Source organism: Frigoribacterium sp. UYMn621 (genome assembly GCF_040549525.1).
GTDB lineage: Bacteria > Actinomycetota > Actinomycetes > Actinomycetales > Microbacteriaceae > Lacisediminihabitans.
Window position 1 is genome coordinate 110,753 of sequence record NZ_JBEPTM010000003.1, and the last position, 12,971, is coordinate 123,723.

At 67.0% G+C, this 12,971-nt stretch carries 16 protein-coding genes; 15 read left to right on the forward strand and 1 reads right to left on the reverse strand.

Going from position 1 to position 12,971, the window contains the following annotated elements:
- The first annotated feature begins 11 nt into the window (after positions 1-11).
- From ABIB54_RS06825 to ABIB54_RS06860, 8 genes are all read left to right on the forward strand, one after another.
- Positions 12-815: an LLM class F420-dependent oxidoreductase gene (locus tag ABIB54_RS06825; protein ID WP_354574766.1), complete on the forward strand. Its 804-nt coding sequence runs from the start codon at positions 12-14 to the stop codon at positions 813-815.
- Positions 816-850: 35 nt separating this feature from the next.
- A complete protein-coding gene (locus ABIB54_RS06830) occupies positions 851-2,209 on the forward strand; it encodes an amidase (RefSeq protein WP_354574767.1) in 1,359 nt (452 codons plus the stop codon).
- 130 nt (positions 2,210-2,339) lie between these two features.
- Positions 2,340-3,284, forward strand: coding sequence for a DMT family transporter (locus ABIB54_RS06835; protein WP_354574768.1), 945 nt, complete (start codon positions 2,340-2,342; stop codon positions 3,282-3,284).
- 152 nt (positions 3,285-3,436) lie between these two features.
- The gene (rpsP, locus tag ABIB54_RS06840) at positions 3,437-3,967 is read left to right on the forward strand and encodes a 30S ribosomal protein S16 (RefSeq protein WP_354574769.1); all 531 of its coding nucleotides are present in this window, start codon (positions 3,437-3,439) and stop codon (positions 3,965-3,967) included.
- 3 nt (positions 3,968-3,970) lie between these two features.
- The gene (locus tag ABIB54_RS06845) at positions 3,971-4,207 is read left to right on the forward strand and encodes an RNA-binding protein (protein ID WP_185201169.1); all 237 of its coding nucleotides are present in this window, start codon (positions 3,971-3,973) and stop codon (positions 4,205-4,207) included.
- A complete protein-coding gene (rimM, locus tag ABIB54_RS06850) occupies positions 4,200-4,838 on the forward strand; it encodes a ribosome maturation factor RimM (RefSeq protein ID WP_502917106.1) in 639 nt (212 codons plus the stop codon). The genes ABIB54_RS06845 and rimM overlap by 8 nt, the downstream gene beginning before the upstream one ends.
- Positions 4,839-4,853: 15 nt before the next feature.
- Positions 4,854-5,591 carry a tRNA (guanosine(37)-N1)-methyltransferase TrmD gene (gene trmD, locus ABIB54_RS06855; protein WP_354574771.1) on the forward strand — a complete coding sequence of 246 codons (738 nt, stop codon included), beginning with the start codon at positions 4,854-4,856 and terminating at the stop codon, positions 5,589-5,591.
- Positions 5,588-6,163 carry a GNAT family N-acetyltransferase gene (locus tag ABIB54_RS06860; RefSeq protein ID WP_354574772.1) on the forward strand — a complete coding sequence of 192 codons (576 nt, stop codon included), beginning with the start codon at positions 5,588-5,590 and terminating at the stop codon, positions 6,161-6,163. Before trmD ends, ABIB54_RS06860 begins: the two co-directional genes overlap by 4 nt.
- A gap of 58 nt (positions 6,164-6,221) precedes the next feature.
- Here the strand turns inward: ABIB54_RS06860 and map are convergent, their stop codons facing one another.
- Positions 6,222-6,986 (reverse strand): type I methionyl aminopeptidase, encoded by a 765-nt coding sequence (gene map, locus ABIB54_RS06865; protein WP_354574773.1) that lies wholly within the window; start codon positions 6,984-6,986, stop codon positions 6,222-6,224.
- Between the two features lie 67 nt (positions 6,987-7,053).
- On the opposite strand from map, the gene ABIB54_RS06870 reads away from it, so the two are divergent.
- The 7 genes from ABIB54_RS06870 (at position 7,054) to ABIB54_RS06900 (ending at position 12,866) form a co-directional block, all read left to right on the forward strand.
- Complete coding sequence (locus ABIB54_RS06870) at positions 7,054-7,620, forward strand: hypothetical protein (RefSeq protein WP_354574774.1); 567 nt, start codon at positions 7,054-7,056, stop codon at positions 7,618-7,620.
- Between the two features lie 122 nt (positions 7,621-7,742).
- Positions 7,743-8,093, forward strand: coding sequence for a 50S ribosomal protein L19 (gene rplS, locus ABIB54_RS06875; RefSeq protein ID WP_185201164.1), 351 nt, complete (start codon positions 7,743-7,745; stop codon positions 8,091-8,093).
- 69 nt (positions 8,094-8,162) lie between these two features.
- Positions 8,163-8,915 (forward strand): signal peptidase I, encoded by a 753-nt coding sequence (gene lepB / locus ABIB54_RS06880; RefSeq protein WP_354574775.1) that lies wholly within the window; start codon positions 8,163-8,165, stop codon positions 8,913-8,915.
- 108 nt (positions 8,916-9,023) lie between these two features.
- Positions 9,024-9,782 (forward strand): signal peptidase I, encoded by a 759-nt coding sequence (gene lepB / locus ABIB54_RS06885; protein WP_354574776.1) that lies wholly within the window; start codon positions 9,024-9,026, stop codon positions 9,780-9,782.
- On the forward strand, positions 9,783-10,442 hold the full coding sequence (gene rnhB, locus ABIB54_RS06890) for a ribonuclease HII (RefSeq protein ID WP_354574777.1): 660 nt from the start codon (positions 9,783-9,785) through the stop codon (positions 10,440-10,442).
- A 17-nt stretch (positions 10,443-10,459) separates the two neighbouring features.
- Positions 10,460-10,783 carry a DUF2469 family protein gene (locus ABIB54_RS06895; RefSeq protein ID WP_097061390.1) on the forward strand — a complete coding sequence of 108 codons (324 nt, stop codon included), beginning with the start codon at positions 10,460-10,462 and terminating at the stop codon, positions 10,781-10,783.
- Positions 10,784-10,838: 55 nt separating this feature from the next.
- Positions 10,839-12,866 (forward strand): prolyl oligopeptidase family serine peptidase, encoded by a 2,028-nt coding sequence (locus ABIB54_RS06900; RefSeq protein WP_354574778.1) that lies wholly within the window; start codon positions 10,839-10,841, stop codon positions 12,864-12,866.
- The last annotated feature ends 105 nt before the right edge of the window (positions 12,867-12,971 follow it).

A 12,971-nucleotide genomic window follows, 5' to 3' on the forward strand; every position in this document is an offset into this window, starting at 1 on the left:
AGGCTTGAGGCATGACTGATGCCCCAAACCGTCCCGTCCGACTCGGCGTGCAGATCGCGCCCCAGCATGCGAGCTACGAGAAGATTCGCGAGACCGCCGCCGAACTCGAGGAGCTCGGCGCCGACATCCTCTTCAACTGGGACCACTTCTATCCCCTCTCCGGCGAACCGGACGGCTTGCACTTCGAGTCCTGGACCATGCTCGCCGCGCTCGCCGAGCAGACCTCCCGAGTGGAGCTCGGCGCCCTGGTCAACTGCAACAGCTACCGCAACGCCAACCTTCAGGCCGACATGGCGCGCACCATCGACCACATCAGTGCGAAGGGCACCGGCACCGGCCGCTTCATCTTCGGCACGGGTTCCGGATGGTTCGAACGCGACTACGACGAGTACGGCTACGAATTCGGCACCGTCGGCCAGCGTCTCGACGCCCTCGCAGCCAACCTCCCGATCATCGAGGAGCGCTGGGGCAAGCTCAACCCTCCTCCCACCCGTCACATCCCCGTGCTCATCGGCGGTGGGGGCGAGAAGAAGACCCTGCGCATCGTGGCGCAGCACGCTGACATCTGGCATTCCTTCAGCGACCCTGAGACCCTGCAGCGCAAGCTCGGGATCCTCGCCGAGCACGGAGAGGCTGTCGGTCGCGACGTCTCCCAGATCGAGATCTCCACCGAACTGCGCGGGCGCACCCCCGACGAAGCGGACGCCCTGCACGCCCTCGGCACCACGCTCTTCACGATCGGTCTCAGCGGTCCGGATTACGACCTCGCCCCGGTGCGCGACTGGCTCTCCTGGCGCGACAGCAAGAACGCCTGACGGTTACGCACTGAGGAGGGTCCTAGGCTGAGGCCATGACCCTCCTCACCGCCGTGGAGTCGGCCGCCGCAGTGCGGTCCGGCACCCTCACCGCCGTCGATGCGACCCGCGCCGCGCTCGCCCGGATCGAAGCGGGAGTGCGGCTCGGGGCCTTCCAGGTGGTGCGTGCCGAGAGGGCGCTCGCCGAGGCCGCGGGGGTGGATGCCCGAGCCGACCTGTCGACTCTTGCTCTGGCCGGCGTGCCCATCGCCATCAAGGACAACATCCCGGTGGCGGGGGAGCCGATGCGCGACGGTTCCGCCGCCACGAGCGCGACTCCGCAGTCCGCCGACCACGAGATCGTCGCCCGCCTGCGTGCGGCCGGAGCCGTCATCGTCGGCATCACGCGGGTTCCCGAGCTCTGTGTCTTCGGCACGACGGACTCGGTCTACGGTGTGACGCGAAACCCCTGGAACCCGGAGCGCACCCCGGGAGGCTCGTCCGGGGGATCGGCCGCCGCCGTGGCATCCGGTCAGGTTCCCGTCGCGCATGGCAACGACGGCATGGGGTCGGTGCGCATCCCGGCCGCCAATTGCGGTCTCTTCGGTATCAAGCCGGGCAGTGGGCTCGTGCCCCAGGACATCGGTGTGGATGCCTGGCTCGGCATGAGCGAGAACGGTCCCCTCGCGACGACCGTGGCCGATGCCGCGCTGCTGCTCTCGGTCATGGCCGGCCGCCCGGAGCTGGCCTCGCCGGTCGAACCGTCGAGGCCGCTGCGCATCGCGATCGCGGCGGGGGAGCCCTCACCTCTGGTGTCCCTCGACCCGGAGTGGCGCCGAGGACTGGCGGAGACGGCGGCAGCACTCCGGGCGGCCGGTCATCTCGTCACCGAAGTCAGGTTTCCCTATGACCCGAATCCGCTGCCGCTGCTCGCCCGCTGGTTCGCGGGGACGGCGACGGATGCCGAGACTCTGGACGGCGCACGGCTGGAGCGGCGCGTGAGGGTGCACGCCAGGCTCGGCAGGATCGCACGCCGGGCCGGGCTGCTGAAGAACGCGCCCGTCGATCGACTGCGCGCCCGGGTTCACGGTTTCTTCGCCGACTACGACCTTCTGCTCACCCCCACACTCGCGCAGCCCGGGCCGGTCGCCGGCAACTGGCACGAACGCGGCTGGTGGGCCAACATGGTCTCGAACATCCGGTACGCGCCGTACCCGTCCACCTGGAACCTCCTCGGGTGGCCTGCGGCGAGCATCCCCGCGGGCTGGCACGCCACGGCGAAGGTTCCTCTCGCGGTGCAGATCGTCGCGGAGCCGCAGCCCGATGGGGCCGGAGAGGCACTCATCCTCTCCCTCGCCACCCAGCTCGAACGCCTCCGCCCGTGGCCGCGGGTCGCACCGGGCTTCGGAGAATAGCGCCACCGCCGGGCGGTTTCAGCCGCCGATCGACTTCTGTCGGGGGCGTTTTCGGCCACGATTGCGCGGATTCCGGACATCGAACTCCCGGTCGTTCCGGGGCGACGGTAGCTGTGTATAACCTGAGCAGATGACCACCATCCCCACCCCCGGCGTGAAGCCGGGAGCCCCTCAGCTTTCAGCACCCCGGCTCAGTACCTCGGTGCTGATCGCCATCGTCGTGACCCTGCTCGCCTGGTCGAGCGCGTTCATCGTGATCCGCGGGGTCGCTCCGCACTTCGCCGGCGGATCGCTCGCCTTCGCACGACTGCTGGTGGGCACGGTGGTCTTGTCGCTGCTGCTGATCGGCCACCGCTGGGTGCGACCGACGGTGCGGGAGTGGGTGCTGATCGTCGTCTTCGGGCTGTCCTGGTTCGCCGCCTACAACGTCGCCCTCAACATCTCCGAGCAGTCGCTTGACGCCGGAACCACGGCGATGATCGTGGGCATCGGACCGGTGCTCATCGCGTTGGGAGCCGGGGTGTTCCTCGGCGACGGCATCCCGCGCTGGCTGGCGATCGGAGCCGGTATCGCCTTCCTCGGTGTCGTTCTCATCGGCATCTCCAGTGGGATCACCCGCATCGGCGACGGGGCGGGCGTGATCTGGGCCATCGTCGCGGCGGTCACCTACGCGATCGGGGTGATCTGCCAGAAGCCGGTCTTGCGCAGGCTGCCGAACCGCCAGGTCACCTTCCTCGGCTGCGCGGTGGGAGCCGTTGCGTGTCTGCCCTTCACCGGCGGTCTCATCCACGACCTCTCGCGGGCACCGGTGACGAGCATCCTCGGGGCCGTCTACCTCGGCGTCGTGCCGACGGCGATCGCCTTCAGCACCTGGGCCTACGCCCTGTCGAAGATGTCGGCCGGGCCGCTCGCGGTCACCACCTATATCGTTCCGACGCTCGTAGTGGTCGAGGCGCTGCTGTTCTTCCGGGAGGTTCCGGCCCCCCTCGCGATCGTCGGTGGCGTCGTCTGCCTGGTGGGTGTCGCCGTCTCGCGCAGGCGTTCGCGAGCGCCGCGCACCACGATTGGTTCCTGAATCCCCAAAAACCTGCAAGAATGATCAGTCGAGACATGTGCCGTTCGACCCTCTAATCAGGCGGCAGCGTCTCCCATCAGAGCTTTTCTGCCGAGTGTGCACCCCACGCTCACGGCAAGCAGTTCGCCCTCATAAATCATCTCTGGAGAATTGTGGCTGTAAAAATCCGTTTGAAGCGCATGGGCAAGATCCGCGCTCCTTACTACCGAATCGTTGTTGCCGACTCACACACCAAGCGTGATGGTCGTGTCATCGAGGAGATCGGCAAGTACCACCCCACCGAGGAGCCCTCGTTCATCGAGGTCGACTCGGAGCGCGCGCAGTACTGGCTCGGAGTCGGCGCGCAGCCGACCGAGCAGGTCGCCGCCATCCTCAAGCTCACGGGCGACTGGGGAATCTTCAAGGGCGACAAGAACGCCGTCAGCACCGTGAAGACCAAGGAATCGAAGGTCGACTTCGTCGCCGACGAGAAGAAGAAGCCCGTCCTGAAGCCGAAGGCCGAGGCGCCCGCGCCCAAGGTCGAGGCTCCTGCCGAGGCGCCTGACGACGAGATCGCCCCCGCGGTCGAGGGCCTGAACGACGCCGACGCCGCGAAGGTCGAGGCCGTCTCCGACGCCGCCGAAGCCAAGGCCGACGACGCGACCGAGGCTGACGCCGAGGCTGCCAGCGCCGACAAGGCGTAGGCAATGCTCGCAGCCGCCCTCGAACATCTCGTCAAGGGAATTGTCGACAACCCCGACGAGGTTCAGGTCGTAGCAAAGAACTCACCGCGTGGCGAGGTTCTCGAGGTGCGAGTGCACCCCGAGGACCTCGGTCGCGTAATCGGTCGCGCCGGTCGCACCGCGAAGGCGCTCCGCACCCTCGTTTCGGCCATCGCCGACGGTCGTAAGGTGCGCGTCGACGTGGTGGACACCGATTTCTAACAACCCGCAACCCAGCACACAGCCCGCACCGGCCCCATCAGGGTCCGACCAGTTGCGGGTCGGTCGACTCACCAAGGCCCACGGCCTCAAGGGAGCGATCAAGGTCGAGTTGTACACGGATGCCCCGGAACGACGTTTCGTTCCGGGCGCCGTGTTCACCCTCCAGGTGCCGACCTCATCCCCGTGGCACGGGAAGACGCTCGAGCTCATCGAACTCAAGTGGTACAACCTGCAGCCGGTGGCGTTCTTCAAGGATGTCTCCGACCGGTCCGCCGCGGAGGCCCTGATCAAGGCGATCCTCTGGATCGACCACGACCTCGCCGCCGCCTCCGACGAGGAGGATGCCTGGTACGACCACCAGCTCGTCGGGCTCGCGGTCATGCGGGACGGCATCCGTGTCGGCACCGTCAGCCAGGTGGATCACCTGCCCTCGCAGGACCTCATTCACGTGACGACCGAGACCGGCGAGGTTCTGGTTCCTTTCGTGAAGGCCATCGTGCCTACCGTCGACATCGCCGCTGGCACCCTCACGGTGACACCGCCGGACGGGCTGTTCGAGGAGCTTCCCGACGACGACGAGGCTCCCGACAACGCACCCGACACGGCACCCGACGCGGAGTCGACGGACTAACTGAGGGGCCTCGCGATGCGTATCGACATCGTCACCATCTTCCCGGAGTTCTTCTCCGTGCTCGATGTGTCCCTGCTCGGAAAGGCCCGCCAGACCGGCCTGATCGAGCTCGGCATCCACGATCTTCGAGACTTCACTTTCGACCGTCACCGCACCGTGGACGACACCCCCTACGGCGGCGGGGCCGGAATGGTGATGAAGCCGGAGCCCTGGGGCGAAGCGCTCGACAGCATCCTCTATGCCGGCGAGGCACAGAGGGCGGATGCCCCGGTCGTGATCTTCCCCTCGCCGGCGGGGGAGCTCTTCACCCAGAAGCTGGCCAACGAGCTCGCGACAGAGCCCCGGCTGGTCTTCGGCTGCGGACGCTACGAGGGCATCGACCAGCGCGTCGTCGACTACGCCGCGACCCGTGCCCGGGTGCGTCTCGTGAGCCTCGGCGACTACGTGCTCAACGGGGGAGAGGTCGCGACGATGGCGATGATCGAGGCGATCGGCCGGCTGATCCCCGGTGTCGTCGGCAACCCGGAGAGTCTCGTCGAGGAGTCGCACTCCGACGGCCTGCTCGAGTACCCCAGCTACACCAAACCGGGCGTCTGGCGTGGATTCGAGGTGCCTCCCGTGCTTCTCAGCGGCAATCATGGGGCGATCGCGACGTGGCGGCACGAGCAGCAGCTCGAGCGCACACGCACGGTTCGACCCGATCTGCTCGCACCGGGTCCCCTCGCGCCGGGAGAGAGTGCTCCGGGATCATGAGCGAGGGAATCGACGCTGTCGCGTGGCCCGTTCGCACCGAGCGTCTTCAGATCCGACCCGCCGTGGAGGCAGACGGCCCCGCGACCTGGCTGTACCGCGGGCAGGACTCAGTGTCCCGCTGGATCACCAGTGCCCAGCCCGAAAGCGAGCACTATCTCGCGGACTTCGTCGAGCCAGGGCGGCTGGCCAAGACCCTGGTGATCGAGCTCGACGGCAGGGTGATCGGCGACCTGATGCTGGCGATCGGGGACGCCTGGGCGCAGGCCGAGGTGCGGGAACAGGCCCGCGCGGTGCAAGCCGAGCTCGGCTGGAGCCTCGATCCCGCATTCACCGGCAAGGGCTACGCCACCGAGGCCGTCGCGGAAGTGATCAGGATCTGCTTCGAGGAGCTCCACCTGCGTCGGGTGATCGCGGACTGCTTCGCGGACAACGAGCCGTCCTGGCGCCTGATGGAGCGCGTCGGCATGCGTCGCGAGTCGCACGACGTGCGCGGATCCCTGCATCGCTCCGGCGAATGGCTCGATGGCCTCGCCTACGCGCTGCTCGCCGACGAGTGGCGCAGCGCGCGGTAGCGACCGCGCCGCGACGACCGGCCAGTCTCTCCGTGTCGATCCGACGCCGGGATGCCCGTCAGCGCGCCGTCAATACCACCGGCCCGGCATCGGTGACGGCGATCGTGTGCTCGCTGTGGGCGGCGCGCGAGCCGTCGAGGCTGCGCAGGGTCCAGCCATCCGGATCGGTGAAGATGCGGTCGGTGCCCTCCATCAGCCACGGCTCGATGGCGAAGACCAACCCAGCCCGCAGGGGCAGCCCGCGACCGGGGCGACCGTCGTTCGCGATGTGCGGGTCCCCGTGCATCGTGCGACCGACGCCGTGGCCGCCGAAGTCCACATTCACCGAGTAGCCCGCTGCGCGGCTCACCTCGCCGATCGCAGCGGAGATGTCGCCGATGCGCGCGCCAACCTGCGCGGCGGCGATGCCCGCGGCGAGCGCGCGTTCCGTCGTCTCGATCAGGGCGACATCCGAGGGTCTCGGGGTGCCGATGATGATGGTGACGGCCGAGTCGGCCACCCATCCGTCGACGGAGGCCGCGAAGTCGAGGCTGAGCACGTCGCCATCTTTCAGTGCGTAGTCATGGGGCAGCCCGTGCAGGGCCGCGTCGTTCACCGAGGTGCAGAGCACTTTGCCGAAGGGCATCGCCCCGAACGACGGGTGGTAGTCCACGTAGCAGCTCGTCGCGCCGGCCCGGCGGATGAGCTGAGCGGCGAGCGAGTCCAGCGCGAGCAGGTTGACCCCCACTCTCGCGGCCGCGACGAGTTCGGTGAGTGTCGCGGCGACGAAGCGGCCGGCGGCGCGCATCTCGTCGATTTCCGCGGGTGTCCTGAGCTCGATCATCCATCTCCCCTTGACTGTGTCGCCTCGTGGGCGGTCGGTCTCTTCTGTCGAGCGTAAACTTTCGTCCATGTGGTATCGCCGGGTTTTGTTCAATACCCAGTTCGCCGCAACCATCGTGCTGCCACTGTGGCTGCTCATCGGACGGGTGTTCTTCGGCGTCATCCTCGGCTGGCACTACGCTATCGGCCTGTTCCTCGCCCCGCTGCTCTTCATCTTCCTCGCGGTGGTCACCACCATCACCTGGGCGCGCAAGAGCGCCCGTCGATCGGGCGCTGTTTCCCAGACGGATGCCGTGCTGCTGTCGGGCTGGTACTTCGCCGTGCTCTGCTACGGCTTCTTCGTGGTGGACTCCGTGCACAGTTACGAGCCGGGCACCTCGATCGCGACTCACGTCTTCGGGCAGGGCTTTCGCGATGCTTCCTTCACGATCGCGGACATCGCCGGCGGCGTGATCATCATCATCGCGTTCACGACGCTCTGGGTCGTGCTCATCGAGTACCTGGTCGAGACCCGCCAGGAGGCGGTCACCCGTCTCACGGGACTCGACTACGAGGAGCTGAGGCGGCGGCGCGAAGCGGACAGCACCGCGCCCACTCGTCCGAGTGGCTTAGTTCCGGGCGATGTGGCAGAATAGCGATTTGTGCCTACCGCACGACTCTGCCACAGGGGAGTCGTCATCGATATCGGCACCCTCTCCTTCTGAGTAACACCCTAATCACGTGATCGACCTGTGGCGGTTGCAGAGAGCGAATCACCATGCATATCCTCGACGCCGTCGACGCGGCCTCCCTGCGATCGGACATCCCGGCCTTCCGCGCCGGTGACAACGTGAAGGTCCACGTGAACATCGTGGAAGGCACCCGCTCCCGCATCCAGGTCTTCCAGGGCGTCGTCATCGGCCGCTCCGGCGAAGGCGTGCGCGAGACCTTCTGCGTCCGCAAGGTCAGCTTCCAGGTGGGCGTCGAGCGCACCTTCCCGGTGCACTCCCCGGTGATCGACCACATCGAGGTCGTCACGCGCGGAGACGTGCGTCGCGCCAAGCTCTACTACCTCCGCAACCTCCGCGGCAAGAAGGCGAAGATCAAGGAAAAGCGCGACGCCCACTAGGCGGGCCCTTCCACACCAGGTTTTTCCGAGCTCCCCATCACCTAACATGATGGGGAGCTCGGGGGTTTAATGACTGACAGAGATCCAGCCACACCCGCCGACGACGAGGCGGAAAGCCGACGTCGTCGGTCGCACGGGGTGAAGTTCTTCCTGCGTGATCTCGTGCTGGTCGTGGTCGCTGCCGTCATCATCTCGGTCGGCATCAAAGCCTTCCTGGTGCGCTCTTTCTACATCCCCTCAGCGTCGATGCAGAACACCCTCCAGATCGACGACCGGATCCTCGTGAACGAACTGGTGCCGCGCATGGTTCCTCTGCAGCACGGCGACGTCGTGGTCTTCACCGATCCCGGCGGATGGCTCGGATCCCCGCCCGTCGTTCAGCGGAACTCTCTCGCGGCGGGTATCGACTGGGTGCTCTCCGCGGTCGGGCTGAGCGCTTCGGACAGCAACGATCACCTGGTCAAGCGGGTGATCGGACTGCCCGGCGACACGGTGGTCTGCTGCAATGCCTTCGGACAGATGTCGGTGAACGGCATCCCCCTCGACGAGCCGTACCTCACACTCGAAAACACCTCCAACAGGGTGACCCCGGGGGACTTCTCCGTCACGGTCCCGAAGGACTCCCTATGGGTGATGGGCGACAATCGCTACAACTCCTCGGACTCGGCGTACCACTACCTCAAGGGCGATGCCGGAAAGGGCTTCGTACCGACCGACAGGGTGGTGGGCCGGGCCTTCGTGATCAGTTGGCCGACGAGTCGTTGGACCTGGCTCGACAACTATCCGATGGTCTTCGGCGGGGTGGACGGGGCCGGCACGTGACGATCGATGCCAGCCTTCCGCTCGGCACCGGGCGGGTGGACGCGCCGTTCCACTGACGTTTTGGATGGGCTCCCCAGCACCTAAAATGGTGGAGAGCTCAGGGGTTTAATGACAGACATCGATCCAGCCACATCCACAGAGGATGTGGCCGAAACTCGGCGCCGCAAGTCGCGCGGGGTGAAACTCTTCATCCGCGACATCGTGTTGATCGTGGTTGCCGCGATCGTGATCTCGGTCGGGATCAAAGCATTCCTGATCAGGTCGTTCTACATTCCGTCCGGCTCGATGGAGAACACCCTGCAGGTGGATGACCGCATCATCGTGAACGAACTGGTGCCGCGGATGGTGCCGCTGCAACACGGTGATGTCGTGGTGTTCAAGGATCCGGGCGGGTGGTTGCCCCCAAGCCCCGTCATTCAGCAGAACGGACTGGTCGCCGCGGTCGACTGGGTGCTGTCGGTCGTGGGACTCAGCGCTCCGGACAGCAACGATCACCTGGTGAAGCGGGTCATCGGCCTGCCTGGCGACACGGTCGCCTGCTGCAACGCCTTCGGCCAGATGACGGTGAACGGCATCCCGCTCGTCGAGACCTACCTGAAGCTCCCGGATGGCGTGACCAAGGTCGCCGCCAACGACTTCTCGGTCACGGTGCCGAAGAATTCGCTCTGGGTGATGGGCGACAACCGCTACAACTCGGAGGATTCGCGCGCGCACGCCACGACTCCGAGCAAGGGCTTCGTGCCGATGGACGATGTCGTCGGTCGCGCCTTCCTGATCAGCTGGCCGTCCAGTCACTGGACCTGGCTCGACGACTACCCGAATGTCTTCGGCGGAGTCTCCGCGGCCAACCCCGGAACCTCCAAATAGGTGGTAGTCGCCTCTCCCACCCTGGATTTCGAGTCGCAGCTGCACGGGGACGGCGCGCGCTTCGTGATCGGCTGCGACGAGGTCGGCCGCGGGGCGATCGCCGGACCGGTCGCCGTGGGGCTCTGTGTCGTGGATGTCTCGGTCGGCGCGATGCCGGAGGGCCTGCGTGACTCGAAGCTGCTGAGTGAGAAGCGGAGGGAGGTGCTCGCGCCTCTCGCTGCATCCTGGGCCCTGTTCAGCGCGGTCGGACTCGCGTCGGCCCGCGAGGTCGACGAGGTCGGCATCATCGCGGCGCTCGGACTCGCGGGCAAACGGGCGCTCGTGTCGCTGCACGAGGCGGGGGCGCGCGTGCGAGACTCCGTGATTCTGCTCGACGGAAGTCACGACTGGCTGACGCCGGCGTTGCAGAGTCCGTTGCGGCTCACCACTCGCGTGAAGGCGGACCGGGACTGTGCGTCGGTGGCGGCCGCATCCGTCGTGGCCAAGGTGCACCGTGACCGGCTGATGATCGACGCCCACGGAACGACCCCGGGCTACGGCTGGGCGTCGAACAAGGGCTATGGCAGCGCCGACCATTTTGCGGCGATCGCCGAACTCGGAGCAACAGACTTCCATCGCCGCAGCTGGTTGCACGCGGGCGAATCGGCCCCGGCCGACTGAACTAGAATCGACCCAGCATGGACGAAGACGAGTTCGAAGACTACGACCGCGAGGTCGAGCTTGCGCTGTACCGCGAGTACCGGGATGTCGTGTCCCAGTTCCGTTACGTGGTCGAGACGGAGCGTCGCTTCTACCTCGCCAATGAGGTCGAACTCGTTCGCCAGGACACCGAGCACGACTTCTACTTCGAGCTGACCATGAACGATGTCTGGGTGTGGGATGTCTACCGCTCCGACCGTTTCGTGAAGTCCGTGCGGGTGCTCACCTTCAAGGATGTCAACGTGGAGGAGCTCTCGGCCAAGGAGCTCGAACTTCCCAAGGAACTCGCACTCGACGAGTAGTGCTGGTCGAGTAGGGCGCTCAGCGCCCGTGTCAAGACCCACCTAGGCTGGTCCGATGACCGATGAGAACCTCTGGCTGGAAGACATCCACGGCGAGGCGCCCCTGAACTGGGCCGCCGACCAGTCGGAGGCCACGCTCTCCCGCTTCGCGTCCCCCGGCTTCGACGAGCTCTCGGCCAGCCTGCTCGACGTGATCGATTCCGACGACCGCATCCCGATCGTGAGTCGGCGTGGCGGCCACTACTACAACTTCTGGCGCGACCGCGGGCATCCGCGTGGTCTCTGGCGGCGCACGACCCTCGAGAGCTATCGCTCGGCCGACACCGAGTGGGAGCTCCTGCTCGACGTGGATGAACTCGGCCGACGCGAGGGCACCGAATGGGTGTTCGCGGGGGCGAAGCTGCTGCCCCACGACTACACGCGGGCGCTCATCGCGCTCTCACCGGACGGCGGCGACGCGGTGACCGTGCGTGAATTCGACCTGCCGAGCGGCAGCTTCGCGCCGGACGGTTTCCTCGTGCCGACGGCGAAGAGCACGTATTCCTGGATCGATCGCGACACCCTCTACGTCGGAACCGATTTCGGACCGGGAAGCATGACCGACTCGAGTTATCCGCGCACAGTCCGGCGCCTGCGTCGCGGGCAGCCGCTTTCGGAGGCGACGCTCGTTCACGAGGTCTCGGCCGCTGACCTCAGCGTGTCGGGCATCCATCACCACACTCCGGGGTTCGAGCGGGATCTCATCGTCGAGAACTTCGATTTCTACCGCAGTCGCACCTTCCTCGTGGTCGACGGAGAGCTCGTGCCGCTGGAGGTTCCGGATGACGCGGACCTCTCCCTGCGCCGCGAATGGCTGCTCGTGCATCCGCGCTCCGACTGGACGCTCGGGGGCGTTGTGCACCCCACCGGGGCGCTCCTCGCCATCAGGCTCGACGCGTTCCTGGCCGGCGAACGCGACTTCGACGTGCTGTTCGTGCCCGATGAGCACACGGCACTCGAGGACTGGGACTTCACCGACACCCGCCTCATCCTGACCCTGCTCGTGGACGTCGCATCCACGCTCGTCGTGCTCGACCCGGCTCGCGGATGGGCGCGCTCGCCGATCGTCGGGCTGCCCGCCCTCAGCACGGTGCGCGTCATCGACACGGATCCGGACGAGTCTGACGAGTTCTGGGTGCACGCGACGGGGTTCACCTCGCCCTCCGCCGTGCTGCGGGGCGTGCTCGGGTCGGTCGAGCCGGAGGTGATCCGTTCCTCTCCGGCGTTCTTCGACACGGCCGGGATCGACGTGCAGCAGCACTGGGCGGTGTCGGAGGACGGCACGCGGGTGCCGTATTTCCAGGTCGCGCCCCGGGACCTGGTGCTCGACGGATCCCACCCGACCCTCCTCTCCGGCTACGGGGGCTTCCAGGCCTCGCGGCTGCCCGAATACAGCGGAATCGTCGGCCGGGCGTGGCTCGAGCGAGGCGGAGTCTTCGTGCTCGCGAACATCCGCGGCGGGGGAGAGTTCGGTCCCGGCTGGCACACGGCGGCGCTCAAGGCGAACCGACCGCGCGCTTACGAGGATTTCGCCGCGATCGCGCGGGACCTCGTCGCCCGCGGGGTCACCACCGCCGAGCGCCTCGGCTGCGAGGGCCGCAGCAATGGCGGCCTGCTGGTCGGCAACATGTTGACAACGTATCCGGAACTCTTCGGCGCTGTCGTCTGCGGGGTGCCGCTTCTCGACATGAAGCGCTACACGCACCTCTCCGCCGGTGCGTCCTGGATCGCCGAATACGGGGATCCGGATGTCGCGGAGGAGTGGGAGTACATCCACACCTTCTCGCCGTACCAGCTGCTTCGCGCCGATGCCGCCTACCCGCCGGTGCTGTTCTACGCCGCGACGAGTGACGATCGGGTGGGCCCGGTGCAGGCGCGCAAGATGGCGGCCCGCATGCAGGCGATGGGAATCGACGACGTGCTGTACTACGAGAACTCCGACGGCGGCCACGGCGGCGCGGTCGACAACGCGCACACGGCACGGCTGCAGGCGCTCATCTACGAGTTCCTCTGGCGAACCCTGGCACCGCCGTCGGTCGAATAGGGCGCGCCGGTCGAATAGGGCGCCTCGGTCGAATGGGGCGCCGCGGTCGATTGGGCGGTCGATCGAGTGGGGCGCGTCCAGCGCCCCTATCGAGACCCGCGTGTG

Excerpts from the sequence above, each read along its gene's own strand:
- rplS (WP_185201164.1), top strand. The coding sequence starts at position 7,743 with ATGCATATCCTCGACGCCGTCGACGCGGCCTCCCTGCGATCGGACATC.
- lepB (WP_354574775.1), top strand. The coding sequence starts at position 8,163 with ATGACTGACAGAGATCCAGCCACACCCGCCGACGACGAGGCGGAAAGC.
- map (WP_354574773.1), bottom strand. The coding sequence starts at position 6,986 with ATGATCGAGCTCAGGACACCCGCGGAAATCGACGAGATGCGCGCCGCC.
- ABIB54_RS06895 (WP_097061390.1), top strand. The coding sequence starts at position 10,460 with ATGGACGAAGACGAGTTCGAAGACTACGACCGCGAGGTCGAGCTTGCG.
- trmD (WP_354574771.1), top strand. The coding sequence starts at position 4,854 with ATGCGTATCGACATCGTCACCATCTTCCCGGAGTTCTTCTCCGTGCTC.
- ABIB54_RS06845 (WP_185201169.1), top strand. The coding sequence starts at position 3,971 with ATGCTCGCAGCCGCCCTCGAACATCTCGTCAAGGGAATTGTCGACAAC.
- ABIB54_RS06860 (WP_354574772.1), top strand. The coding sequence starts at position 5,588 with ATGAGCGAGGGAATCGACGCTGTCGCGTGGCCCGTTCGCACCGAGCGT.
- ABIB54_RS06900 (WP_354574778.1), top strand. The coding sequence starts at position 10,839 with ATGACCGATGAGAACCTCTGGCTGGAAGACATCCACGGCGAGGCGCCC.
- ABIB54_RS06835 (WP_354574768.1), top strand. The coding sequence starts at position 2,340 with ATGACCACCATCCCCACCCCCGGCGTGAAGCCGGGAGCCCCTCAGCTT.
- lepB (WP_354574776.1), top strand. The coding sequence starts at position 9,024 with ATGACAGACATCGATCCAGCCACATCCACAGAGGATGTGGCCGAAACT.
- ABIB54_RS06830 (WP_354574767.1), top strand. The coding sequence starts at position 851 with ATGACCCTCCTCACCGCCGTGGAGTCGGCCGCCGCAGTGCGGTCCGGC.
- ABIB54_RS06825 (WP_354574766.1), top strand. The coding sequence starts at position 12 with ATGACTGATGCCCCAAACCGTCCCGTCCGACTCGGCGTGCAGATCGCG.
- ABIB54_RS06870 (WP_354574774.1), top strand. The coding sequence starts at position 7,054 with ATGTGGTATCGCCGGGTTTTGTTCAATACCCAGTTCGCCGCAACCATC.